We start from the raw sequence: 24,559 nt of genomic DNA, 5'->3' as shown, positions 1-24,559 counted from the left end.
TTCCCCCTAGTCTATGTCTCGTTCAAATAATCGGAATTTTCGAAAAAACTCCTCAACCTCATCATAGATATTTTTATACGATAGTTCAAATGATTTCTTTCCCATATCTACCCAAATCCCATCAAATTGATGACGGAACCACGTTAATTGCCGTTTTGCAAACTGGCGTGTATGTTGTTTTAACGTCTCGGTCATCCGCTCTCGCGTCAGCTTCCCGTCTAAGTATGGCACGACTTCTTTATAGCCGATGGCCCGTAGCGCCTGTGTCTCCCGGTACCCGGCACGCAATAAGCGCTCGACTTCTTCGATGAGACCCGCTTCGATCATCAAATCGACGCGATGATTGATCCGCTCATATAAGACGTCGCGATCGGCGTGCAGGACGAACAACTTATAATCGTAATGCTCAGATGGGGCACTATCCATTGCCTGCTCGTCACCTGAGAGCGCGACTTCGAGGGCACGGATGACACGGCGGACATTATTTGGATGAATGATGTCCGCGCGCCTCGGGTCGAGGCCACGCAAGCGATCATGTAACGCCTCGGCGCCGTGTGCTTCCGCTTCGGCTTCTAGCGCTGCACGCAGTTCCGTATCGACTGGTCGCTCCGTGAACTCGTAATCGTATAAAATCGCCCGAATATACAGGCCCGTTCCACCGACTACAATCGGCACCTTCCCGCGCGAGTAGATATCGTCGATCGCCGCGCGGGCGAGACGTTGAAATTTGGCGACGCTCATCGCTTCATCCGGGTCACAAATGTCGATCAAATGATGCGGTACGCCTTCCGCCTCTTCGACCGTCACTTTGGCGGAACCGATATCCATTTCGCGGTACACTTGGACCGAGTCGCCTGATACGATTTCTCCGTCGAACGCCTTGGCGAGCTCGATGCCCGTCTTCGTCTTCCCGACTGCCGTCGGCCCAACGATCACGATGACTGGTGTCTTTTTCATTTCTGTCACTCCTCAAACGAAAGACCGTTCCTAAAAAGGAAACGGCCCGTCAAATTCTTCTTTTAATTGTATCATCAAATACGACCGCAAACAGCATCCAACCGCAGATTAATAAACCGAGCAGTAAAATCAAGCCATCACTCATCTGTGACCGCCTCCTTTACCTACTCCTTTCCCACTTTTCACACTTTAGACACAATTTAACATGCAAACTAAAAACGCTCAGGATGAGCGTTTTTAGTTTGCCGTCTCGACTTGGCGTTTGAACCGCGACATCGCGAAGGCAAAGTAGAGGACAGCCGTACCGCTCGCCGCCCACCAAATGACGTCATAGAGTGGCGTCATCAAATTGGCCAAGCCGAGCAGTGCGGGTACGATCAATGTCAACCAAGCGAGGACGAAGGCGACGCGTGCTATCACGCCGTCGATCGCTCGTTCCAGCGCCATCCCATAGAAGAATAATCCCCAAAGGAACGACCAGAACAGCCACGACACCGCGCCCATGCTGTCACCGTTCGCGAACCCGACGACGGCGTAAAATAGTGCCGAAATCGCGACGAACAGTGAGAACCAGCCGACACCGCGTCCGTCCAAGTTAAAGATGAACGTCACACCGACGTACAAATACGTGAATGCGAACAAGTAAATACCTGCGTATCCAAACAGTTCTGACGGGCTCGCCCCGATGACAAGCCATGTCGCAATGAACGTCTGAAACATACCGGTGAACAGGCTGAACACCCCGGCACTTTTCATATCGACTTTCCCAAACAGGACGAGGCTGTTAATGAACAGTGCCACGCCGCCGAACAACAAACTAATATTCCCCACAATGATTGCTCCTTTGTATAGATGTCTGACGTCTGATTCGATACGTCCACTGTACATTGGATTCGCTTTCAACGCAAGAGGGAAATGATTCGTTCACAGGGTGGACTCACCTTCCAAACTAAAAACATCTCTTCCACGTGGGAAGAGATGTTTTTCAGCTTAGTAGATGCCGACCGCGTCAAACGATTTCGCGGCAGCAACGGCTTGTGTGCTCGTCGAACCGTAAAGGTCTTTAGCCGATTGGACGACCGCTTGGCGAAGACTCGAGAAGTTCGAAGTCGGTGTCAAGTAGACCGTGAGGGCGCGGTAGTAGATGTCCCCCATCTCCATGACGCCGACACCTTGGACCGAGACACCGTAATGCGATCCGCCATTCCCTAACAAGTAGGCCGCTTTGTTGACGATTCCTGAGTTGATATGGACACCGCCATTGTCTTGCGTTCCTGTATAACGCACCGAATAGTGATCCGGGTCACCGTAAGCGGCCGGGTTCGACATCGAACGTAGAGCGTCCCCCGCAACGCCTGGCGTGTAGATATCCTCCCCGACCAACCAGTCAAAGTTCGATCCGACACTGTATTCGGCGACCGTACCAAAGATATCAGACACCGCTTCGTTGATCGCACCCGATTCGTTCTGGTAGATCAAGCCGGCCGTGTACTCGGTGACGGCGTGTGACAACTCGTGGGCGACGACATCGAGCGCACCCGAGAGGTACGTGAACGTCTGTCCATCCCCGTCCCCGTAAACCATCTTGCTGCCGTCCCAGAACGCGTTGTTGTAACTGCGGCTGTAATGGACCGTCGAGTTGAGAGCCGCCCCGTTGTTGTCGTAACTATTGCGGCCGTAAGTGTTTTTGAAGAAATCGTACGTTTTAGTCGCATTCACGTACGCACTGACCGCGGCCCGATCATACGTCGTGTTCAAGACGTTATCGACATCGGCCCAAAGTGATCCGGGAAGACGTGTCCGGTTGCCGGCATCGTACGTATAGATGCCTTTACCGCGCGTCGAGTCTTGTAAATAGTAATATGAACCGCTCTTCGTCGTCTTGAACGTTTGGCTCTGTCCGAGCACGTCGATGCCCGTTCCGGTAAACGTCGTTCCTGTGACGCCGTTCACCGGTTTGGCGTGGGCCAACTGGTTGTATTTGTTCAACACCTCGCCGCTCGCCGCATCGATGAAGTACGTCCAACGTGATGGTTCCTCAGCATCAAGGATCGTCCCGGTCACCTCATAGGCATAAGCCGCTTCACCTTTGTTCGGGTAGATGACGAGTTCCGCTGCCGGCTCGAGCTCGTAGGCGCCTGTATGACCGACAAGTTCTTTATAGCGGGCGATCGCTTTTCGTTCGTTCAGTTTGATCGATTTATGTAGTCCTTTCAGTTGCTTCGTGTCATCGACGACCGTCTTCAATTGCCCGGCCTCGTCGACCACTCCGACGACGATACCGCCGAATACGGGAACACCGTCCACCGTCTGTTGGAGTTTGACGACTTGTCCGACTTTGTCGCGCTTCGATTCGATCGTCTTGAATTCTCCTTTCGCTTTGGCGAACTCTTTGACGATCGTCGCCGGCGCCTCAGTCGATGGTTTTGTCAACGTGCCTGTCTTCAGTTCTGCCGCCCCGGCGAATTGTGGAACGAGTAAGACGCCTGCGATCAATGATGTCGATAAAACTTTTTTCATATGTGTTTCCCTCCTTATGTGGTGTCTCTTACTTTACATAGTTTCCCACAGTTAAGATATCCAACTTATTGATTATTTTGACAATTCTAATTATTGAGACATTTAACCTATTCAGTCTTCCTGTTTAGTGCTTTCAACCGTATAAAAAAAGCGCCACCGGGATGGTGACACTTTCTCATTTAATAGACATCTTTTTGGGTGAAGTGATAAAACGCGTACGCTAACGCCGCGAGCGTCCAAACTAAAATGACGATGAGCGAGAACGGCAGCGTCATCCCATCAATCGGCGGGGCTTGTCCCTCGAGATAGTTATTAAGACCGAAGTTGACGTTCACCAAGTATTTCGAGCTGTCCCAGTTCGACCCGAGCGATGTGAGGAGCGGTCCCGAAATGAGGATGGCCATCATGATGCCGATCCCGGTCGCCGTATTTTTGACGAGGACCGAAATCATGAGTGCGATCGTACCGACGGCCGCCACGACGAACCACGATAGACCGACCGACATGAGCAAGTATTGCCACATCGGCAGCGTATGGACGAAGTCGGTCGAGAACGTCCCGGTCGCTGAGGCCTGGAATCCGGTCAAGATCGGTGCGGTCCAACCGTCCCATCCGAGCACGATCCCGGAAATGGCGTAACTGACGAACGCCGTGATGAAGATGAGGATCGATGTGTACAACAGCGTCGTCATCCATTTCGCCAACAAAATCTTAAAGCGCCGGACCGGACGTGACAACAGCGTCTTGATCGTCCCGTCATTATGCTCGCCGCTGACGATGTCTGCCATCAGAACGATGATGAACAGCGGCAGGACGAGCGTCGTCCCTTGGGAGAAGAAGACACGCATGAACGTCGGCGCCCCAGGATAACTCGGGTTGATGTCGTTATCTAAGTAGTATTGATTTTGTTGCACTTGGAACTCGAGGATTTGCCGGAACTCGTCTTGGACGTTCGCCGAGGCGAGCCGGTTTTGCGTATCGACGATTTCTTGTTGCAGGTCGACACGCCAGTCGATCGTCCCTTGCTCTTCACGCTGCTTCTCGATTTGACGATAGTTGGCGTACGTGAACATCGAGACGAGTACGACGAGGATGACCGAGACGACCAATAGCCGTCGTTTCTTATGGATCTTCAACACTTCGTTACGAATCAGGCCGAGTAAAGATGGATTAGACAATATGGTCACCCCCGGTCAATGTGATAAACAGTTCTTCGAGCGTCTGAACACGTCGTTCGAGACCGAAGACTTCCACATCACGATCAAGCAAATAACGGTTTAATCGAGCCGTGTCTTCTAAGTTCATCGAGACACGAATCGTCCGTTCGTCGACGACGTCCGCCTGCTCGATCGATTCAAAACCACGAACAATCGGCAACACCGCAAAACTGTCCGCCACGTGAACGTCGACTGTCGACGCCAATTCGTTGATCAGTTCTTGAACGGTACCGACTTTCACAATTTTGCCGCGCGACATGATGGCGACACGGTCAGCAAGCAACTCGATTTCCGCCAAGATGTGGCTTGAAACGAGCACACTGAGTCCGGTCTCTTCGACGAGGCGACGGATAAACAGTCGCAAATCACGGATCCCCATCGGATCGAGCCCGTTCGTCGGTTCATCTAAAATCAAGACACGCGGGTTATTGAGCATCGCCTGCGCGATTCCAAGCCGTTGGCGCATCCCGAGCGAGTACGTCTTCACTTTGTCATCGATTCGGGCCGTCAAATCGACGAGGTCGATCACTTCCTGAATCCGGGCCTCCGTGATACCCGGTAACATGCGCGCGAACACGTTCAAGTTCTCGCGGCCGCTCAAAAACTTATACAGCTCAGGGTTCTCGACAATCGCCCCGATCTGGTTCATCGCTTGGACGAACTGGCGCTCGACGCCAAAACCACAAATCGAGACGGACCCTTTCGTCGGTTTGATCAAGCCGACGATCATCCGGATCGTCGTCGTCTTACCGGCGCCGTTCGGTCCTAAAAAGCCGAACACTTCCCCAGGAAACACATCGAACGAGATATCGTCGATAATGGTTTTTTTTCCGATTACTTTTGTCAAATGGTCTATTTTCAATGTTGGTTGCATCGTCTCACCTCAACTCTATTCTAGCGGACTCGTCCGCTTCTGTCCTATTCGAACATTCACATAGGGCAGGTTCAAATATATTTGATATGATGGTTACATAGAAAGCGAGGTCATCAGATGAAAAATGGGAAATGGTATGCCTTTTTAATCGGCTCTGTCTTGTTGACGGCAACGGCCTTGTTTGGGCTGTGGATTGGGTATCAAGACATCGTCAATCCGCCAGAGCGTACATTATCAATTAGTGAAGAAGCAAGACCTGAACCGGACGGCGAGATTTATGTCGCCCTCGGCGATTCAATCACGCGCGGCGTCGGCTCGACGTCAGGTGCCGGTTACGTTCAACCGGTCCGCGCCGCTCTCGAAAACCAAGATATCCGGACACAAAACTTGGCCATATCGGGGGCACGCACCGAGGACCTGCTCGCTCAGCTCGCTCAGCCGGAAGTTCAGCGGACAATCAAAAACGCCCGCTACATCACGCTCACGATCGGCGGCAACGACCTGTTCAACCGGGGCGAGAACGTCGATAACTTCGAATCCGTCGATATCGAACAAGTCGTCACGTACGCTAAAGCAAACTTAAATGATATCTTTGCACAAATCCGTGGTCTGAACGACTCGGCTCAAATCGTCTATATCGCCCTCTACAACCCGTTCCCCGAGAACACGAACGGACAGGCGTTCAACCAGCTGATTCTCGACTGGAACGCTGCGGCGGCTAATCTTGGGAATACGTACCGCATCGACGTGATCGATCCGTTCGCGTACGTGAGCGACGTCACCCGAGACCTCGCAAGCGACCAGTTCCACCCGAGCGATCGGACGTATGGAAAGTTTGCCGAAGACATTTTGTTCATCCTCGACTAAACACGTTTGGCCTGATCCATGTGATCAGGCCATTTTTACCGTTCATATTGGATGAGCCACGTCTCGTCGACTCGTTTCATCGCCGTGCCGTACCAACCCGTCTTCAACAATTCGACTTGCCCGTCCGTATCACTCATCTCAAGCCACGCCGTCTCACCTAACGGTCGCCAACCCGTATGCAGTTCTTTCATAAAGATATAACGAAGTTTACCGCCATACTTTTGTTTGAGGGCGCCGATTCTTAGGCCCAGGACAAACTTGTCCTTCAAGCTCGGGATGTTGAACGGGGCGACGGTCGCACAGACGAGGTCAAACCGCTCGTCTTGGCTCAACTCTTCCATCAACAGCTTCCCTAAATGCTGCTGCAAACGGTAGCCCCGATAAGACGGATCGACGTTCGTCACCTCCTGATAGATGATGCGATCGAGCTCATCCTCACGCCGCCCGATGTCACGACCTAAATGTTCGTCATCGAGCGGCGGGATGAGCAACGCCCGAAACGCGATCAACACCCCTTGATGGAACGCGCCGATGATCGTCTGATCCGACAATAGCTTCATGAATTCGTCTGTCGTGAGCGCTTGGTAATGGCTACCTTCGGCCAAATCAGCAATCACGGTTTGTTGCACCGCTTCGATGGCCGTCAAGTCCATATCGGTCAGATGCCGAACGTCGAGTTCAAGTCCATTGCATTCACCGTGCCACATGATCGGCGCCTCCGACTTCGTAGTAATCGGTCGTCAGGCGGCGGAGTATGTCCTCATCGACGTCAACACCTAGACCCGGGCGGTCGTTCAAGCGGATGAACGGTAAATCGTACGTCAAATTGCCGACGTCCGTAGCGAACCGGAGCGGGCCGGTCAGTTCGACCGATTGAACGATTTTGCTCGAGAACGCGACGTGGAAGCCCGCGCTCGAGGCGATCGACGATTCGACCATCGAGCCGATTTGACACTCGATACCGGACATCTCGGCCATATGGACGAGTTTTTTCGCCGGATAGATGCCACCGCACTTCATCAATTTCACGTTCACTTTATGCGCCGCTTGCATCATCGTCAAGCGGCGCATGTCGGCGACACCCCGTACCCCTTCGTCAATCATAAGCGGGACCGATATTTTGCCTTTGACTTCGAGCATTCCTTCAAAATCGTCGGCTTTGACCGGTTGCTCGACCCAATCGATATCGAACGGTTCAAGCTTACGCATCGCCTGCAGCGTCTTCGCCGCGTTTACCCAGCCTTGGTTGACATCAACACGGATTGGGACGTCAGGACCGACCGCTTGCCTTACTGCCGCGACACGACGGACGTCCGAGGCGACATCGACGCCGACTTTCATTTTGATGGCCGTGTAACCTTCCGCGACCTGTTCCGACGCTTCCGCCGCCATCGCTTCAGGCTCACCGATACTTAAGACGTGTGTGACCGGGAAGGCGTCGTGATAGCGTCCGCCGAGCAACTCGTAGATGGGTTGCCCGAGCTTCTTCCCGATCAAGTCATGGCAAGCAATGTCGAGCGCTGCCTTGGCCGCTGGAACGTCGCGGATGGCCCGTTCCATCTCGTCGTGAATCCGTTCTAGATGCATCGGGTTCCGTCCGATCAACAGTGGACCGAGCAAGTGGCGAATGACACTGATCGTACTCTCAAGCGACTCGCCCGTCACGTGTTCGTCGGCAACCGCCTCACCGTACCCGACGAGACCGCATTCGGTCGTCATCTTGACGATCACCGACGGCATGACGTCATAGCGATGGTAGCTGACGATGAACGGGACTTTGAGCGGTAGTTCAATCGCAAACAGTTCTATTTTTTCTAGTTTCATGATAAGTGCTCCTTTACATTTAAAAGTTCATTGTATATATTGTCGTTAAATAGTCGCTAAATTGCAAGGAGGAGTTTTCGCATGTCGCTTCATTTAGCAATCGTCGGTTCAACCGACTTCGTCGCTACCATCACGGCGCTGGCCCCCGATTATGAAGACGTTCGCTTCGCCTACTATACGTATCAACATCCGCACGAGGCGGCCACGATCGCCAAACAGCTCGGTTCGTTCGACGGCGTCTTCTTCTCTGGCTCGTTCCCTTATTCCTACGCGCTGCCTTATCTCAGTTCGAGCCTGGCGCACCACGTCGTCCAAGACGAGACCGTGCTGTTGACGACGCTCCTGTCGGCGGCGCTCACTCGTGCCGTCTCCCTCGAACACGTGTCGATCGATGTGATCGAGCCGAAACGGTTGGCGGCGATTTTATCGTCCCTCCCCGCAGTGACGACACCACCTCGTTTAATGAAGATTCATCCTGACGTCGACTTTCAAGACGTATTCGCGTTTCATGCGGACTTACAACCCGCTCAAACGAACTTGGCCTTGACGAGCATCGAGCGTGTCCACCGCCAATTGCAAGAGCAAGGCTATGAGAGTCAGCTCATGATCGAGCCGCCGAGTACGATCCGATACCACCTCGAGCAACTGATTCAACGTGTTCGTCAACTATTGGCGGACAACGCTCAATTTTCAATCATTTTATACGATACCGATTCCGAGGCGCTCCGCGACCATTTGGCAACGGTACACTACATCGGCGGACATCTCGAAACGACGGACGGTCCCTCGACCGCTCTACTGACGACGAAAGGCGAGACGATCAACGCCCTCGAAGAAAACACGCTCGCCCCCGTGTCTTTTGACTATTCAATCGGGATCGGCTACGGCACCCAATACCAACAAGCTTACGAACATGCACAAATCGCCTTGTCTGCAGCCACCGACGAACGAGTCCGCATCGTTGACGACTCGAAGCGATTGTCTTTCCCGAAACGCGACGACGTGATTTCTTACCGTGTGACCGAAGAAGTTGCGTTCGATATCGTCAAACAAGTCGGCATCAGCCCGGCCAACGCCGGCAAGATCATCCGGTTCTCGAAACGCAAACTCGAGTTCACCGCCAAAGAGCTGACCGACTACTTGAACGTCTCGCGACGGACGACCGAGCGGCTCATCAAAAAATTACACGACGCCCAGCTCGTCCGTGTCATCGGTGAAGAAATGAGTTACGCCCAAGGCCGCCCCCGCGCCGTCTATAAATTCAATTTCCCGGCCTAGAGGGCCGGGAAATTTTTATAATGCCGCTTGATCTTCGACTTGTGTTTCTGCTTGCAACACCGTGATCCGTTCGATCGTGAACCCTGTGAACGCATAGATGATCGAGATGACCGGGACGACGAAGTTGAGCACGGCGTACGGCGCGTACTCGAACGCCCCGACACCGAGCGTCCCGAGAATGAACACCCCGCACGTGTTCCACGGGATGAACACTGACGTCAGCGTGCCGCCGTCCTCGAGCGCCCGGGACAAGTTCTTCGAGTGGAGCCCCATCTTCTCATAGGCCCCGGCAAACATGCGTGCCGGCACGACGATCGATATGTATTGCTCGGAACACGTCGCGTTCGTCGCAATCCCGGCGAGAATCGTCGATGCGATCATCGATCCGGCCGTCTTCGCCAGTTTGACGATCTGGTTCATGATTGATTGCAGCATCCCCGAATACTCCAAAATCCCCCCGAACGTCATCGCGACGATCGTCATCGAGACGGTATACATCATCGCGTCGAGCCCACCCCGACTGAATAAGTTATCGACGAGCTCATTGCCGGTGTCGATCACATAGCCGCTTTGAAGCGCACCGACGCTATCCGAGAGCGATCCGCCTTGAATGACGACTTGGGCCAGGAAGCCGAGCGCGATCCCGACGACGAGTGCCGGGATAGCCGGTACTTTTTTCGTGACGAGCACGATGACCGCGAGCGGAATCAGTAGCAACCAAGGCGAGATGACGAAACTGTCCTCCAAAATGCCGAGCGTCTGCACGATGTCTGAAGGATTCGTCGCCGTATCATTGAAACGCGTCCCGAGCCACCAATAGACGCCAAGCGCGATGATGAGTCCCGGAATCGTCGTATAAAGCATATGACGGATGTGGACGAACAAATTCGTATGCGTCAAACCGGCCGCAAGGTTCGTCGTATCCGACAGCGGCGACATCTTATCGCCGAAGTAGGCGCCCGAGATGACGGCACCTGCGACCATCGGCGCCGGAATCCCCATGCTGAGCCCAATGCCCATCCCGGCGACACCGATCGTCCCCATCGTCGACCACGAACTGCCGATCGACAAAGCAACGACCGCACAGATGAGACAGATCGTCACGAGGAAGTAGGCCGGCGAGATGATCTTCAACCCAAAATATATCATTGTGGCGACGACGCCTCCCCCGATCCAGGCGCCAATCGTCAAACCGACCAAGATGATGATGACGACCGCCGGCAAGGCGAGCCGTATCCCCTTGTACATCATCTCCTCGATGTCTTTCCATTTGTAGCCGTGACGCCACGCGACAAGCGAAGCGGTCGCCGTCCCGACGATGAGCGGGATGTGTGGCCCTTGCTCGAGTTTGACGATGGCGACGAGCATGACCCCGATCATGACAAGTAGCGGTAAGAGCGCCCAACCAAGCTTCATGTCTTGCCTGTTCCCCTGCAGTTCCATGTAAATTCCTCCCCGTTAGCGAAAATTCAGAATTGTCGTTATATTGTCGCTAATGAAATTATGATAACGCTTACATGAGAAGTTGGCAACAAAAAAATGGACGGCAAGCTCACGCCCCGTCCATTTCGTTTCACTTTGTCATAGCGTTGCTGCTCGTCTTAACGTCTCAGCGAGCAGAGCCGCCCCTTCAGGCAAGACGTCGCGGTCGAACGTCATCTGCGGGTGATGCAGTCCCGGCGTCAAATTTGCCCCGATCCCGATCATTGTGGCATCGAGTCCCGGTTTCTCGACCGTGTAAAAATGAAAATCGTCACTTCCTGACGTCACGATGCGATTGACGAGCGCGTCCTCGCCATGGAGTGCGATGATCGCTTCCGCTGCGATCCGGCTCGAGTGTTTCCCGATCTCGGCACCCGGCGTGAAGTCTTGCCATTCCAACTCGATCTCGACGCCATGCAGCACGCTAATTTGATGCAACATCGTCTCGAGACGGTCACGAAGCTCGAGCAGTTCTTTATTTTGCTGGGCCCGCACGTCAATCGAGAACGTGGCGTTGCCCGGAATGATATTTATGTTGTCACTTCCTGCCTGGACACCGGTCAGCTTGATCGAATGCGGCTCAAACGGCGACAGATAGATGCTTTTCAACATCTGTTGGATCGTGAAGACAACGTCGAGCGCATTCTGACCTTGGTGTGGCCTCGCACCGTGGGCATCGTCTCCGATGATTCGTCCTTTCAAGAACAAAGCGGCGCCGTGTTGAATCGCAGCGGCGTATTGGCCGCGCTTCAGCTCTTCGAGTGGGCGCAAATGAATGCCGTATAAGTGGCTGACATCGTCAAGTGCCCCTTTATTGATCATCGCGAGCGAGCCGTTACCTTGTTCTTCCGCCGGTTGGAAGATAATGCGGATCCGTTTCGAGAGCGCCTCGTCCTTCAACAGCTCGAGCGCGCCGAGCACCATGCTTATGTTGGCGTCGTGGCCGCACGAATGGTTGGCCCGGAACTCTCCGTCGACTTGTTGCCATAAGGCATCGATATCGGCTCGGACGGCGATAACGTCGGCACCGGTGCCGATTTCAGCGATGACACCCGTCACGTCGTCAAACGTCTCGTGACGCACGTTCCATGACGCCAAGATGTCCGCAATCGTCTTCGTCGTCTTTTTTTCTTTCCAACTCACTTCCGGATGAGCATGAAAATGCTCGAACCAGCTCAGTACGTTCATAGTCATGATTGATTCCCCCGTTATGTAGTCACAGTTTCTTGACACCTTTGATCAACACCCATTGCAGCGGCAGTCGACCCCATGTCACCCATTTTGGTAACGTCTTGCCACCGATCCGAGACGGTTTGAGTGCCATATTGATGTTTGCTGGGAACACGGCAATCAAAAAAGCTGGCAACGTCTTCTTGACGAAGCCGGTCCCTTTGTCCAAGAGCAACAACACGCCATAGACGACTTCAATCACACCGCTAGCCTGTACCATGAAGCGCTTAAACGGCCATGATTTCGGAATAATCGATATGAAGGCGCGCTCTTGAACGAAATGCATGATGCCGGCCCCTAAAAATAACACACCGTATAACTTACGAATCACGTTATCCCCTCCTTTTTCTAAGCATAACAAAAAAGATGGGCATCGTGCCCATCTTTACAACGCGTCTCCGTTCGCATTTTGAATCTCGACATCGACCGTTTCGGTCTTGCCGTCCCGGACGTACTCGATCATGACGACGCCGTCCGTGTCACGAATCAATTCGCTCCGCAAATCGATGAACGAGGACACGGGTTGATCGTTGATTTTGACGATGACGTCACGAGCCTCAAGGCCCGCTGCCGCCGCCGAACTGTTCGCCTGCACGTCGACGATAATCGTCCCGGCCGTCACCGACTCCGGTAGGTTGATCTGTTCAGTCAAATAACCAGGCGGGAACTCATTAACGTCACGCAATGAGACACCGAGCGACGGATGGTTCACTTCGCCGGTCTGCTCAATTTGATTGATGAGCGGCAACGCGATGTCGACCGGAATCGAGAAGCCGACCCCTTCGACAGAATCGGTCGCGATTTTCATCGAGTTGATCCCGATCAACTGACCGGATTCATTGATCAACGCCCCACCAGAGTTACCGGGGTTGATGGCCGCATCCGTTTGGATGACTTCGGCATTGAAGTCGGCTTGTCCGTTCTCGTCCGTATCGACCGGTACGAGGCGCGACGTCGAAGAGACAATCCCTCGTGTGACCGAGTTCTCAAACTGTCCGAGCGGGTTACCGATGGCGATGACCGTCTGCCCTGGTTTCAATTCGCTCGATTTTCCGATTTTAATCACAGATGGTACGTTGTCCGCATCGACTTCGAGCACGGCCAAATCGTACGTCGCATCGCTTCCCATGAGCTTCGCCTCAGCAGTTGAGCCGTCGTTGAACGTGACGGTCAGACGGTCGGCGCCATTGACGACGTGATGGTTCGTGACGATGTAAGCCGAGCCATTTTCTTTTTTATAGATGACCCCTGATCCGACCCCCGCTTCGACCGCTTCGTTCGAGAATCCGCTCGCCGCGAAGTTGTTCACGGTCACGACTGCCGGTTGTGCCACCGCGACCGCATTGGTGACCGATGTGTCTTTGATGTTCGATGAGGTTTGGACAGGTGTCCCGTCTGGCGTCACATTCGTATTCGACGTAACGTCAGGTGCTTGATCAATAAACGGTAACGCAATCGCACCGGTCAACAACGCCCCGGCGACGCCGCCGATGAACCCTGGGAACATCCGGCTCATGAAAGAGGGCCGAGTGACTTGTTCCGCTTGCGGAGGCTCAGTCGCCCGCTTTGACGAACCTAGCTCTGTATCTAACCAATCTTCATGTCGATTTTGTTCATTTGGCCGATCATTTCGTTCCATAACATGTCATCTCCTCAATGATGTTTCCTCTAACTTCTACCCTGAGTATAATAGAAGCCGGCACCGTTTCATGGAATTGACGGAACGATTACAAGATTCTTCACAATTTGCGTCAATTTCGTCAGACGATGTCGTTCCGTAACGTGCCAAGCCCGGAAATCGTCACTTCGACCCGGTCTCCGGACTGGAGGTAGACTGGTGGCTTCATCCCATGTCCGACCCCGGCTGGCGTCCCGGTCGCAATGATGTCACCCGCTTCGAGCGTCATCCCTGTTGAGAGCGTCCGAATCAGTTCATCGATCGGCCGGATCATGTCATCCGTCGATCCGAGCTGACGGTTTTCGCCGTTCACGTCTGTGCGGATTGACAGTGGAAACTCGAGTTCTTCCGGCGTGACGATAAATGGTCCGAACGGACAGAACGTGTCGAACGACTTGCCGCGGAAAAACTGGACGTGCTGTTTTTGCACGTCTCGTGCCGTAATATCGTTAATGATGGTATACCCAAAAATGTGGTCCTCGACGTCTTGAATGTCGCGTCCTGACTTTCCGATGATGACGGCGAGCTCGCCCTCATAGTCAAGTTGGTCGGTAAGCGCTGCATGACGCTCGACGATGGCGTCAGGACCGACGACCGAGGTCGGTGCTTTCGTGAAGATGACGAGCTTACCGGCTCCCGCCGTATCCATCTCTTTCACGTGCTCCTCGTAGTTTTTCCCGATGCAGATGACATTTTTCAGCGGTCGGTAAGGTGCGAGCAGTTTGACGTCTTCGAGCAATCGTACGCTTGCGACGTCTAAATCGATATCTGGCTCGAATTCGCGAGCAATCACTTCTAACAATGAGTTCGTATGTAGTTGATCACTGACGTCATATACTCGGTCCCCTTCGACCACCCCGACTCTTGTCTCCCCTTCGACTTCATAGCTACACCATTTCATAATGATTTCCCCCTTTTTTGTTAGTATACAAAAAATCGGGGCGTTGTCGCCCCGATCATGCTTTGTTCAGAAAAATGATCCGCTGGTTGCTCGACCCCCGGAAACGGAGCGAGCGGTCCATGAGCGGCTGCTCGAAACGCCCGTCGACGAGGACGTCGGCGTGGTCAAGGACGGTGTCGATGTCCTCATTTTCTAGCTGTTGTAGCGCCTCGAACGTGTAGCCAGTATAGATCCAGACGTTCTTCCCGAGTGTCTTGCAACCGCGCACGACCTCCGACAGCTCAGCCGGTTGCAGGAACGGTTCACCGCCCGATATCGTCACACCTTCCCATGCGGCCGTCTCGACACGGTCTAACAACTCTTCGACCGAGATGTCGCGACCGCCTCGCGGATTCCACGATTCAGGGTTGTGACAGCCCAGGCAACGATGCGGACAGCCCGCTGTAAAAATCACGGTTCGAATGCCCGGACCATCTACGACCGATTCTTCAAGTACGGATAGGACGCGCATGATGTTTCACCCTCGCTCGTTCTTCTTCTCGTTTTGCCGAGTTCCATCGATCCATCGTCCCGACCAAATAACCGGTGATACGACGGATCCGCTCGATCTGATCTCGTTCCCCGCACGTCGGACACGACTCGTCGATGATCCCTTCTAGACCGCAACTCCCGCAACGATCGACCGGATGATTGATCGATCCATAGCCGACGTCATGCGCCCGCATGAGCCGCACGATCGATTCAACCGCTTCCGGGTTATGGGCGAGCGAACCGTCGACCTCGACGTACGTAATATGTCCGGCGTCACATAAGGCGTGGTATGGCGCCTCGATTCGAACCTTGTCCCGGATTGAGACGTGTTGATAAACCGGGACGTGGAACGAATTCGTGTAAAACGCGCGATCGGTCACACCGGCGATCATCCCGAAATCGTGTTGATCGTTTAACACGAACTTCCCGGACAATCCTTCGGCCGGCGTCGCCAGTAGCGAAAAGTTTAAATCATGATCGTCCGCCGCCTGCCTCATCCGGTTCGCGAGATGGGTCACGATATCAAGCCCGAGACGTTCTGCTTCTCTTGATTCAACGTGCGTCCCGCCAACGAGGACACGTAGCGCTTCGGCGAGACCGATGAATCCGAGCGACAACGTCCCTTGTTTTAACACGTCTCGTAATTCCGATTCAGGCAAAAGCGTCTCACTCCCCCGCCAGACATGCTGCGCATAAAGAAAGCGGAATTCGTCCGCATGTCGCTTACATTGATAGTCGAAGCGCTCGAGCAATTGCTCGATGGCGATGTCAACGAATCCATCCAACGTCTTATAAAATGACTCGATATCGGATGACACGAGTGCCATCTTCACTAAATTCAACGTCGAGAACGATAAATTACCTCTTCCGATCGACGTCTCTGCCCCATGACGGTTTCCCATCACCCGCGTCCGGCAGCCCATGTAGGCAACTTCCGAAGCATGTGTCCCGTCATAGTACTGAAGGTTGAACGGCGCATCGACGAACGAGAAGTTCGGGAACAACCGCTTACCCGTCACGCGGCATGCGTGGCGGAACAAATCGACGTTCGGGTCCCCGTCATTGAAATTGACGCCTTCCTTTACTTTGAAGATTTGAATCGGGAAAATCGGCGTCTCCCCGTTGCCTAACCCTCGCTCTGTCGCTTTTAACAACTCGCGGATAAACACTCGTCCCCACCGACTCGTGTCGGTGCCGTAGTTGATCGACACGAACGGAACTTGACCACCGCCGCGCGAGTGCATCGAGTTGGCGTTATGGATGAACGCCTCGCACGCCTGGTACGTCGCCGAGACGGTTTCCTCTTCAGCGATCTGCTGTTTTTGCTCCAACGTCAGCTCAATCGGTAATCCGTTCAACCGCTCGAGTTGACGTTCATACGTCTTCTCGACGTAAGGAGCGAGATCGACGTCAAACATCGGGAACGCCTGTCCCCCGTGCTGCATGTTCTGATTCGCTTGAAGAATGATCGAGGCGAGCGCCAGCGCCGAACGAATGTCCTGCGGGGGACGAATCGTCCCGTGTCCGGTGTGGAACCCGTTCGCGAGTAACTCTCCGAGCGGGATTTGACAACACGTCGTCGATCCGGTCACATAGTAATCGGCATCATGCACATACAAGTAGTTATCACGGATCGCTAGACGTGACCGTTCCGACAATAGGTACGTGGTCGATAATTGTTTTGACACTTCTGAAGATAAGCGCGCTAGTTTGCCGAGTGGCGACTTCCCGTCGACGTTGGCGTTCTCTTGGATCAAATCTTGATCTGGTAGCACACAGACATCATTATAAAGCTGGAGCATGTTCACTCCGCATCACCTCGCTATATATTGATTATTTAACGGCTGATAACCGATAAAAATTCTATATATAGATTATGTCACGTTTTATCGATTTGAGGCACGTCGATATTGTGACAGTTGCAACCTATCCCGAACGCAAAAAAACAGCCGAATCCCTGATGCGGGCTCGACTGCTCGTTTCGTGATGTATGTCATACTTCTTTGGCTGGCTTGACGATTTTTAATTCGACTTCTTCTTGCTCTGACTCTTGTGCTTCACGCAATCCTTTCGCGTTCAACCATGTATAGATTGCTCCCATGAATAACGCGCCTCCGATAATGTTTCCGAACGTAGCCGGAATCAAGTTGTGGATGGCTCCAGCAAAGCTGATTGCTTCTGGATGCGGGACAACGAGTGTGAGTGCGAACAAAACGAAGTTGGCGATGACGTGATCAAACCCTGAAGCGAAGAAGACGGCCACTAGGAAGATCATCGAGAAGATTTGGGCAAATTCATTTTTCATCTGTTTCGGCAAGAAGATGGCGAGACAGACCATCCAGTTACAGAAGATGGCTCTAAAAAAGATTTCGACTGTCGTATGGTGCATCTTGCTCTCGACGATGGAAAATAACCAGTTGTTCATGCCGAGCTCTTGAATGACCCCGGTCGGCGCGAGCAACAAGGCGAAAAGAATGCCGCCGAGCGCGTTCCCGATGAAGCAAAGCAACCAGACGAGCATCGTATCACTTAGCGTCGTATAGCCACGCATCGTTGAAGTCGTAAAATACATCGTATTCCCGGTAAATAGTTCAGCGCCTCCGTAGATGATCATGACGAGCGCGATCCCGAACGAGAATCCCCCGATGAGCGTCGTAAATGGTGAATCTACAAGATACATGCCATTGACGACTTTTAATGTGAAGATTGATGCGAACCCGATAAAAATCCCCGCGAGCATTGCCCGTAAAAAATATTCCATCGGCCGATAGTGAATCATCGCTGAGGAAGCTTGTGCTTTCTTCCGTAATGATTCGAGTGCATGGATTTCCATTGATGCCATGTCACAAACCCTTCTTTCTGTTTAAATGAACCATATAATAAGAACAAACATGTGAAATCATTAACAATATAAGCCCGGAGCGACATTTTTGCAACTGCCCATTCGAACTGTTGACATACTTTTCACATCGTAATCGGTTACATTTGTCGGATTTGTGACTAAAAAAAGCGACCCTTCGTAAAGGGCCGCATGAAACCAATTATTCTTTCTCAGAAGACTCTGTCGTCTCATCAGTCGATGCTTTAGTCGATTTTTCTGGAGCTGAAGCTTCTTCACCTTCAGTTTCCTCTTCTTCGACTGCTACCGGCTCGTTCACTGATGCGATTTGAAGATCGCCTTCAGATAAGATTTCGTAATCTTTATTCTTCGGAATATCAGCAACTGTGAGTGAGTCACCGATCCCTAGCTCGCTGACGTCGAGCTCGATCCGCTCTGGGATGTTAGCAGGTGTTGCCGAAACAGTGACTTTATAGAGTGCTTGCGACAAGAAGCCGCCTTCTTTGACACCTTTCGCGTCGCCGACGAGTGTGACGTCTGCTTCAACTTCAGTTGCCTCATCCATTTTGACTGCCATGAACTCGACGTGCTTGTATGTGTTCGTGAACGGGTCAACTTCCGTCCCGTGAACGAGTGTGTTTACTTTCTTGCCGTCGATGTTGAGTTCGATCAAGGCGTTGTCACCGTGTTCCCGGAGAATCTTGCGCAATGCCATTTCTTCAAACGCGACTGGTGTGCTTTCGACTTTGTAGCCGTAAACGACACCAAGTACTTTTCCTTCTTTACGTAAGTTTGTTCGAACCGAACGTGGTCGTAATTCTCGTGTCGTTACTTTAAGCGTGTCTGTCATAATCATTTCCCCCTACTGGTTTATGAATCATGTCTACATCTTGAGGGTGAGGCAGTGTGAACTCCACCTCTCAACCTCGATGCGTTTGACGACATGTGTATATTGTTCCCATAGCTAAGCATCCATAAACGTTACAGTCGGTTAAATTAAGATTACAATGTTTGTCACATGACACGTTTGAACAACTTCTCGAGTTCATACGTACTCCACTTCACTAAAATCGGACGTCCGTGTGGACACGTATACGGAGACGTCGTCTCGCCAAGGTCGCGGATCAACTGTCGCATCATCTCGAGGTTTAACGGATGGTTCGCTTTGATCGATCGTTTGCACGCCATCAGGATCGACGCCTGTTCGCGATATTTAGCGATATCGATTGATCGGTCCCGAATCGCCATCTCGATCAAATCACGGACTGTCCCTTCGAGATCGTGCTGCGGGTACCATGTCGGGATTTCCCGGACGAGAAACGTATTGCCTCCGAACGCCTCTAAATCGAGGCCCGCTTCTTTAAGAAGCGGGGCGACTTCTTCGATCGCAAGCGTCTCTTGTTGGGTGAACTCGAGCGTGAGCGGCAACAGCAACAATTGATACTCTTTTTCCGGCTGGCCGAGTTGGTCATAAAATAACTCGTACTTGATGCGTTCTTGGGCGGCGTGCTGGTCGATGATGTACATGCCATCGTCTGCGCCGCAGACGATGTAACTCGCATGGAGCTGGCCAATGACATCGAGCGCCGGTAGCCGCTGTCTCGTCTTTTCAACCCCCGGTTCTTCTGGCAGCACTGTTTCGACCGGTGTTTCTTGAACGAGTGGTGTCGGTGACCAGCGACTCGGTGACGTGACCGGCTCGCGTGGGATCGGATAGTTCCATGCGTTCGGCTCAACTGCTGTGTCTGAGCGTTCGACGGTGAGATCAAGCTTCGATTGCGCTGTCTGAACGGACGGCTGTCTTGGTTTGACCGACGGGATCAACCGTTGCTCCCGAAGTGTCAGCTGAACCGTCTCCCGGATCAGTTGGCAAAGTTCTTTCTCTTTTGACAGCCGCACTTCCCGCTTCGTCGGATGGACGTTGACATCAATCAGCATCGGGTCCATGTTCACTTCGAGCACGGCGATCGGGTAACGTCCGATCGGCAGGAGCGTATGATAGCCTTCGAGCACGCTTTGCGTGAGCGCGAAATTTTTGATGCTCCGCCCGTTCAAGATCAGGGTCACGTACTGTTTATTTGAACGCGTCACTTCGGGCCGCACGAGGTGAGCACTCAAGCTGTAGTCATTCGTCTTGCTCGACGCCGTCACGATTTGGGCGGCGACTTGCCGACCGTAGATCGCGAGCATGACTTGCTTGATGTCCCCGTTCCCGTTCGTTCGGAGTAGCTCCTTGTCTTCATGGAAAGCCGTCAATCGAACTTCTGGGTGTGACAAGGCGATCCGGTTCAACGTGTCGGTGATGCTCGCGAGCTCGGTCGCAGACGTTTTCAAGTATTTCAAACGGGCTGGCGTATTATAGAACAATTGACTGACCGTGATCTCTGTCCCGACGTTAGCAGCAGTCGGTGTTTGCTCGATCACGACGCCGCCATGTAGCGTCATCTCAAAGCCGGCCTCATCAGCCCGGCGCGACTTTAACGTGACGTGACTGACCGATGCGATCGAGGCGAGCGCCTCGCCCCGGAATCCGAGCGTCCGAATCCGGAACAAATCATGTTCGTCTCGTATCTTGCTCGTCGCATGTCTTAAAAAAGCACGGGCCGCGTCATCCTCGTAAAAGCCGTGGCCGTTATCCCGCACTTTGATGAGCCGGATCCCGGCCTCTTCTAGCTCGACTTCCACTTTCGTCGCGCCGGCATCAATCGCGTTTTCGACGAGTTCTTTCACGACCGATGCCGGTCGTTCGACAACTTCCCCGGCCGCAATCCGGTTGGCTAACTGTTCTGGCAACTCTTGAATGATTCCCATCGACTCACCCTTTCTTCGCAGACTGTTGGAGCGCATAGAGCGCCTGCATCGCCTCGATCGGGTTCATCGCTAAAAGATCGAGCTCGAGCAATTGTTGTTTTAACTCATCTTTCGTCTCGAACAAAGAGAGCTGAGCGGTTTCATCGCTCGACTTCTTCGTTGTCGGGGCAGCGATCGGCTCTTTCTCTTGTTCGAGCTCTGTTAAGATCGTCCGGGCTCGTTCGATGAGCGATTGCGGCAAGTCGGCCAGTTCCGCGACGTGGATGCCGTAAGACTTGTCGGCCTTGCCTGGATGAACTTCATGCAAGAAGACGACGCGTCCGTCGCGTTCGATGGCGCGGACGTGGACGTTCTCGAGCGTCGGGATCGTCGTTTCGAGGACGGTCAGCTCATGATAATGCGTCGAGAACAGTGTCTTCGCGCCGATTGAGGCGGCGATATATTCGACGATTGCTTGCGCAAGCGCCATCCCATCATACGTCGACGTCCCGCGCCCGATTTCATCTAGCAAGATCAGGCTGTTCGCCGTCGCCTCGGTCACGGCCTGGCGCGTCTCGGTCATTTCGACCATAAACGTGGACTGACCGCTCACGAGGTCGTCCGCTGCCCCGATGCGAGTGAAGATGCGGTCAAACAGCGGCAGTTCGGCCGCCTCGGCCGGGACGAACGATCCGATTTGGTGCATGATCGCGATCAACGCGAACTGGCGCATGTACGTCGATTTACCGGACATGTTCGGTCCGGTGATCAACAGCATCTGACGCGAGTCGTCAAGCGTCAAGTCGTTGGCGACATAGTCACCGCGTGGCAGAACCGTCTCGATGACCGGGTGCCGGCCGCGATCGATTTGAACGTTTGCGGACGCTGTCGGACGCACGTAGTCCCGCTTTTCGGCGACGATCGCCAAAGCGAGCAGGACGTCAAGTTCACTGAGCGACCGTGCGAGCTGTTGCAACCGTTTCGTCTCAAGTTTGACTCGGTCGCGCAGTGTGACGAACAAGTCATACTCGAGCGTGCAGCTCTTCTCTTCCGCACCGAGGATGAGCGCTTCTTTCTCTTTCAGCTCGGGCGTGACGTAGCGTTCGGCGTTCGCGAGCGTCTGTTTCCGCTCGTACCGACCTTCTTCGAGTAAACGGGCGTTCGCTTTCGTCACTTCGAGATAATACCCGAAGACACGGTTGTAGCCGATCTTTAATGACTTGATTCCGGTCGCGATCCGCTCTTGTTGCTCCAGGTTCGCGATCCACGACTTCCCGTTCGCTTTCGCTTCAAGTAACTGATCGAGCTCTTCTGAATAGCCTTTACGAATCATTCCGCCTTCTTTCGTCGAGATCGGTGGAGATTCGACGAGCGCCGCTTCAAGGAGCGCCGCCAAGTCTTCGAACGTGTCCAAGTCCTCATGGATATGATGCAACCGGCTTGATGCGACCGCTTCGAGCATCACGCTCAAAGCCGGGATGCGTGCTAGTGTGTCGCGCAATTGTACGAGATCGCGCGCGTTCGCCGTCCCGTAGCCGACTTTCGCGACGAGCCGCTCAATATCATAGACGTGTTTCAATTCGTCCCGGAGTTGGTCGCGCAGCATGAAATCGTCAAGTAAGTTCTCGACCGCGTCTTGACGCTCATGAATCGCTTGCTCTGTATAGAGCGGTTGTTCGAGCCAACGCTTTAAAAGACGTCCACCCATGGCGGTCGTCGTCTCGTCGAGCAGTGATAAGAGTGAGCCTTTCCGTTCTCCGGACCGGGCCGAGCGGAACAGTTCTAAATTGCGTGCCGTATTCGGGTCGAGCTGCATGTGGGCTTCGACCTCATAGGCGATCGCCGGCTGCAAGTGGTCGAGCGCCCGCTTTTGCGTCCGTGTCAAATAGGCGTACAGCAAATCAAACGCGCTCACTTGGGCGTCGTCTTTCGCCGATGCGGACAGTTCGCTCGACCGGCGTTCGACTTGAATCGACAGCGGGATCCCGAGCGGCTGCAACATGTCCGCGAGCTGATCGTCATCGACTAATATCTCACTCGGGATCAATCCTTCGACTTCACGGAGGACCGCTTCTTTCGTCGGCAACGTCGTCAGCCAAGATTCACCTGTCGTCACGTCACCACGGGCGACCCCGTAGGTTTCACCAACTTTGGCGACGGCGACCAAATAACGGTTGTCTTTGTCTCCGAGCGCGGCCATGTAAGTACCTGGCGTAATGACTTGGATGACTTCCCGCTTCACAAGGCCTTTTGTCGCTTTCGGATCTTCCATCTGCTCACAGATTGCGACGTTGAATCCTTTTTCGATCAACTGCTCGATGTAGACGGCTGCCGAGTGATGCGGGACTCCACACATCGGGATCGGATGCTCGGCGTTTTTGCCGTTTTTCGCGGTGAGCGTCAATTCGAGTTCTTTCGCCACGATTTGGGCGTCTTCAAAAAAGAGCTCGTAAAAGTCACCGAGCCGGTAAAATACAAAGGCGTCAGGATAATCCGCCTTGATTGAAAAATATTGCTTCATCATCGGTGTCTGATGTATCGCTTCCATTTCGTCTCACCTCTATAAAGTAGAACAGCTGACCAAAGGCCAGCTGTTGTTTTTTAGTATCCGCAACCGCCGCGTGATTTCTCCGCTGCCATGCCGCTTCCTGTTTTACCTGCGAGTACGTCGCCTTCCGTCGCTTCGATGATTCGGTCCGTCACCGAGTTGGCGAGCGTCACCGTCACGTATTGAAGGAGGTCGTTCACTTCGACTTGTGTCTCTTGGAACGCCTGGACGACCGGAATCGAATCGAGTTCGTCCATTGCCTTGTCGATTTTTAGTTCGACTTTGGCAAGCGCTTCGGTCTTCCCGTAATGTTTGCAGTTGACCGCTTCTTTTTGTAAATATTTGATCCGTTTGATCAACGTTTGGACGCGTTCACTTTCGTTCACTTTCGTTTCCGCTTCTTTGAAGCGGGCCACTTCTGGAGTCTTTGCCAAAAGGTCGGCTAATTCTTTCGCTTTTTCAATCACTTGTTGGTCAGTCACCATCGTAAACCCCTTTGCACGCTATAATGTTATCGCACGTTTTCATGTGCGCATGTATTCCTCAACATTCTACCATGAACTTCTGGCGAACGGTACCGCACTGCTTTAGGAAGATTTTGTTCTTTCCCGCGTCATATCGACATGCGGGATACCGTCTTCTAAGTATTCTTCACTCGTTCGCGAAAAGCCGAAACTCGCATAGAACGGTTCGACGTATGTCTGGGCTTGTAAGTAGAGCTCGTCATTTCCAAAATCAGCGACTGCCGCATCCATCAACCTGCGAGAATAGCCTTTCCCCCGATGAGTTTGTCTCGTAACGACACGACCAATCGCGATCGGCGTTTCTTCGGCGAGCACCCGAAGTGCGGCGACAATCACACCGTTTTCTTCGATCCAGTAATGATGCGCCGTGACATCTTTCCCGTCGACTTCCTGATACGGACAATCTTGCTCGACGACGAACACCTCGGTCCGCAGCGCCAACAGATCATACAGTTCTTTCGTCGTCAGCTCATTAAATGTTTTCTTATGCATGACACCG

Annotated in this window: 22 protein-coding genes; 2 read left to right on the top strand and 20 right to left on the bottom strand. The window is 53.2% G+C overall.

Annotated features, from left to right (window positions below):
• Window positions 1–6: 6 nt before the first annotated feature.
• The 5 genes from miaA to EVJ30_RS03845 form a co-directional block, all read right to left on the bottom strand.
• A complete protein-coding gene (miaA, locus tag EVJ30_RS03865; RefSeq protein WP_131459063.1) occupies window positions 7–957 on the bottom strand; it encodes a tRNA (adenosine(37)-N6)-dimethylallyltransferase MiaA in 951 nt (316 codons plus the stop codon).
• Between the two features lie 237 nt (window positions 958–1,194).
• A complete protein-coding gene (locus tag EVJ30_RS03860; RefSeq protein WP_201738381.1) occupies window positions 1,195–1,845 on the bottom strand; it encodes an AmiS/UreI family transporter in 651 nt (216 codons plus the stop codon).
• A gap of 102 nt (window positions 1,846–1,947) precedes the next feature.
• On the bottom strand, window positions 1,948–3,477 hold the full coding sequence (locus EVJ30_RS03855) for a M4 family metallopeptidase (protein ID WP_131468061.1): 1,530 nt from the start codon (window positions 3,475–3,477) through the stop codon (window positions 1,948–1,950).
• Window positions 3,478–3,656: 179 nt separating this feature from the next.
• Window positions 3,657–4,655 (bottom strand): ABC transporter permease, encoded by a 999-nt coding sequence (locus EVJ30_RS03850; RefSeq protein ID WP_131468059.1) that lies wholly within the window; start codon window positions 4,653–4,655, stop codon window positions 3,657–3,659.
• On the bottom strand, window positions 4,648–5,568 hold the full coding sequence (locus EVJ30_RS03845) for an ABC transporter ATP-binding protein (protein ID WP_131458630.1): 921 nt from the start codon (window positions 5,566–5,568) through the stop codon (window positions 4,648–4,650). Before EVJ30_RS03845 ends, EVJ30_RS03850 begins: the two co-directional genes overlap by 8 nt.
• 117 nt (window positions 5,569–5,685) lie before the next feature.
• Here EVJ30_RS03845 and EVJ30_RS03840 point away from each other — a divergent pair, with 117 nt between their 5' ends.
• Complete coding sequence (locus tag EVJ30_RS03840; RefSeq protein ID WP_131458629.1) at window positions 5,686–6,435, top strand: GDSL-type esterase/lipase family protein; 750 nt, start codon at window positions 5,686–5,688, stop codon at window positions 6,433–6,435.
• A 35-nt stretch (window positions 6,436–6,470) separates the two neighbouring features.
• Here EVJ30_RS03840 and EVJ30_RS03835 read toward each other — a convergent pair whose 3' ends face one another.
• Both EVJ30_RS03835 and EVJ30_RS03830 read right to left on the bottom strand, forming a co-directional pair.
• Window positions 6,471–7,142 (bottom strand): hypothetical protein, encoded by a 672-nt coding sequence (locus EVJ30_RS03835; protein ID WP_131458628.1) that lies wholly within the window; start codon window positions 7,140–7,142, stop codon window positions 6,471–6,473.
• Entirely contained in the window at window positions 7,129–8,259 is a 1,131-nt protein-coding gene (locus EVJ30_RS03830) for a mandelate racemase/muconate lactonizing enzyme family protein (RefSeq protein WP_131468057.1), read from the bottom strand. Before EVJ30_RS03830 ends, EVJ30_RS03835 begins: the two co-directional genes overlap by 14 nt.
• An 81-nt stretch (window positions 8,260–8,340) precedes the next feature.
• Between EVJ30_RS03830 and EVJ30_RS03825 the strand changes: the two genes are divergently transcribed.
• A complete protein-coding gene (locus EVJ30_RS03825) occupies window positions 8,341–9,537 on the top strand; it encodes an HTH domain-containing protein (RefSeq protein WP_131468055.1) in 1,197 nt (398 codons plus the stop codon).
• Between the two features lie 15 nt (window positions 9,538–9,552).
• Here EVJ30_RS03825 and nhaC read toward each other — a convergent pair whose 3' ends face one another.
• The 13 genes from nhaC to EVJ30_RS03760 all read right to left on the bottom strand — a co-directional run bounded on the left by nhaC (window position 9,553) and on the right by EVJ30_RS03760 (window position 24,552).
• Entirely contained in the window at window positions 9,553–10,953 is a 1,401-nt protein-coding gene (nhaC, locus tag EVJ30_RS03820) for a Na+/H+ antiporter NhaC (protein WP_370246370.1), read from the bottom strand.
• A gap of 165 nt (window positions 10,954–11,118) precedes the next feature.
• Window positions 11,119–12,213, bottom strand: coding sequence for an amidohydrolase (locus EVJ30_RS03815; RefSeq protein WP_131468053.1), 1,095 nt, complete (start codon window positions 12,211–12,213; stop codon window positions 11,119–11,121).
• A 22-nt stretch (window positions 12,214–12,235) separates the two neighbouring features.
• Window positions 12,236–12,580: a DoxX family protein gene (locus EVJ30_RS03810; RefSeq protein WP_201739060.1), complete on the bottom strand. Its 345-nt coding sequence runs from the start codon at window positions 12,578–12,580 to the stop codon at window positions 12,236–12,238.
• Between the two features lie 54 nt (window positions 12,581–12,634).
• Window positions 12,635–13,888, bottom strand: coding sequence for a S1C family serine protease (locus EVJ30_RS03805; protein ID WP_131468051.1), 1,254 nt, complete (start codon window positions 13,886–13,888; stop codon window positions 12,635–12,637).
• Window positions 13,889–14,009: 121 nt separating this feature from the next.
• Entirely contained in the window at window positions 14,010–14,828 is an 819-nt protein-coding gene (locus tag EVJ30_RS03800; protein WP_131458623.1) for a fumarylacetoacetate hydrolase family protein, read from the bottom strand.
• Between the two features lie 55 nt (window positions 14,829–14,883).
• Window positions 14,884–15,339 (bottom strand): anaerobic ribonucleoside-triphosphate reductase activating protein, encoded by a 456-nt coding sequence (gene nrdG / locus EVJ30_RS03795; protein ID WP_131458622.1) that lies wholly within the window; start codon window positions 15,337–15,339, stop codon window positions 14,884–14,886.
• The gene (locus EVJ30_RS03790; protein WP_131468049.1) at window positions 15,317–17,161 is read right to left on the bottom strand and encodes an anaerobic ribonucleoside triphosphate reductase; all 1,845 of its coding nucleotides are present in this window, start codon (window positions 17,159–17,161) and stop codon (window positions 15,317–15,319) included. The genes nrdG and EVJ30_RS03790 overlap by 23 nt, the downstream gene beginning before the upstream one ends.
• A gap of 191 nt (window positions 17,162–17,352) precedes the next feature.
• Window positions 17,353–18,192, bottom strand: coding sequence for a formate/nitrite transporter family protein (locus EVJ30_RS03785; RefSeq protein ID WP_131468125.1), 840 nt, complete (start codon window positions 18,190–18,192; stop codon window positions 17,353–17,355).
• A 208-nt stretch (window positions 18,193–18,400) separates the two neighbouring features.
• Window positions 18,401–19,048: a 50S ribosomal protein L25/general stress protein Ctc gene (locus tag EVJ30_RS03780; RefSeq protein ID WP_131458620.1), complete on the bottom strand. Its 648-nt coding sequence runs from the start codon at window positions 19,046–19,048 to the stop codon at window positions 18,401–18,403.
• A gap of 164 nt (window positions 19,049–19,212) precedes the next feature.
• Complete coding sequence (gene mutL / locus EVJ30_RS03775) at window positions 19,213–21,009, bottom strand: DNA mismatch repair endonuclease MutL (RefSeq protein WP_131468047.1); 1,797 nt, start codon at window positions 21,007–21,009, stop codon at window positions 19,213–19,215.
• Between the two features lie 4 nt (window positions 21,010–21,013).
• A complete protein-coding gene (gene mutS / locus EVJ30_RS03770; RefSeq protein ID WP_131468045.1) occupies window positions 21,014–23,536 on the bottom strand; it encodes a DNA mismatch repair protein MutS in 2,523 nt (840 codons plus the stop codon).
• A gap of 53 nt (window positions 23,537–23,589) precedes the next feature.
• A complete protein-coding gene (locus EVJ30_RS03765) occupies window positions 23,590–24,021 on the bottom strand; it encodes a YlbF/YmcA family competence regulator (RefSeq protein ID WP_070327373.1) in 432 nt (143 codons plus the stop codon).
• Between the two features lie 102 nt (window positions 24,022–24,123).
• Entirely contained in the window at window positions 24,124–24,552 is a 429-nt protein-coding gene (locus tag EVJ30_RS03760; protein ID WP_201738300.1) for a GNAT family N-acetyltransferase, read from the bottom strand.
• Window positions 24,553–24,559: the final 7 nt, after the last annotated feature.

Source organism: Exiguobacterium sp. SH5S13, from assembly GCF_004337085.1.
Classification (GTDB): Bacteria; Bacillota; Bacilli; order Exiguobacteriales; family Exiguobacteriaceae; genus Exiguobacterium; species Exiguobacterium aurantiacum_A.
Note: the sequence above shows the minus strand (reverse complement) of the source record. Positions and strands in the feature narration are given on the sequence as shown.

Coding starts and splice junctions, on each gene's coding strand:
- miaA (WP_131459063.1), bottom strand. CDS start 957: ATGAAAAAGACACCAGTCATCGTGATCGTTGGGCCGACGGCAGTCGGG.
- EVJ30_RS03860 (WP_201738381.1), bottom strand. CDS start 1,845: ATGTACAGTGGACGTATCGAATCAGACGTCAGACATCTATACAAAGGA.
- EVJ30_RS03855 (WP_131468061.1), bottom strand. CDS start 3,477: ATGAAAAAAGTTTTATCGACATCATTGATCGCAGGCGTCTTACTCGTT.
- EVJ30_RS03845 (WP_131458630.1), bottom strand. CDS start 5,568: ATGCAACCAACATTGAAAATAGACCATTTGACAAAAGTAATCGGAAAA.
- EVJ30_RS03840 (WP_131458629.1), top strand. CDS start 5,686: ATGAAAAATGGGAAATGGTATGCCTTTTTAATCGGCTCTGTCTTGTTG.
- EVJ30_RS03835 (WP_131458628.1), bottom strand. CDS start 7,142: ATGTGGCACGGTGAATGCAATGGACTTGAACTCGACGTTCGGCATCTG.
- EVJ30_RS03830 (WP_131468057.1), bottom strand. CDS start 8,259: ATGAAACTAGAAAAAATAGAACTGTTTGCGATTGAACTACCGCTCAAA.
- EVJ30_RS03825 (WP_131468055.1), top strand. CDS start 8,341: ATGTCGCTTCATTTAGCAATCGTCGGTTCAACCGACTTCGTCGCTACC.
- nhaC (WP_370246370.1), bottom strand. CDS start 10,953: ATGAAGCTTGGTTGGGCGCTCTTACCGCTACTTGTCATGATCGGGGTC.
- EVJ30_RS03815 (WP_131468053.1), bottom strand. CDS start 12,213: ATGACTATGAACGTACTGAGCTGGTTCGAGCATTTTCATGCTCATCCG.
- EVJ30_RS03805 (WP_131468051.1), bottom strand. CDS start 13,888: ATGGAACGAAATGATCGGCCAAATGAACAAAATCGACATGAAGATTGG.
- EVJ30_RS03800 (WP_131458623.1), bottom strand. CDS start 14,828: ATGAAATGGTGTAGCTATGAAGTCGAAGGGGAGACAAGAGTCGGGGTG.
- nrdG (WP_131458622.1), bottom strand. CDS start 15,339: ATGCGCGTCCTATCCGTACTTGAAGAATCGGTCGTAGATGGTCCGGGC.
- EVJ30_RS03790 (WP_131468049.1), bottom strand. CDS start 17,161: ATGCTCCAGCTTTATAATGATGTCTGTGTGCTACCAGATCAAGATTTG.
- EVJ30_RS03785 (WP_131468125.1), bottom strand. CDS start 18,192: ATGGAAATCCATGCACTCGAATCATTACGGAAGAAAGCACAAGCTTCC.
- EVJ30_RS03780 (WP_131458620.1), bottom strand. CDS start 19,048: ATGACAGACACGCTTAAAGTAACGACACGAGAATTACGACCACGTTCG.
- mutL (WP_131468047.1), bottom strand. CDS start 21,009: ATGGGAATCATTCAAGAGTTGCCAGAACAGTTAGCCAACCGGATTGCG.
- mutS (WP_131468045.1), bottom strand. CDS start 23,536: ATGGAAGCGATACATCAGACACCGATGATGAAGCAATATTTTTCAATC.
- EVJ30_RS03765 (WP_070327373.1), bottom strand. CDS start 24,021: ATGGTGACTGACCAACAAGTGATTGAAAAAGCGAAAGAATTAGCCGAC.
- EVJ30_RS03760 (WP_201738300.1), bottom strand. CDS start 24,552: ATGCATAAGAAAACATTTAATGAGCTGACGACGAAAGAACTGTATGAT.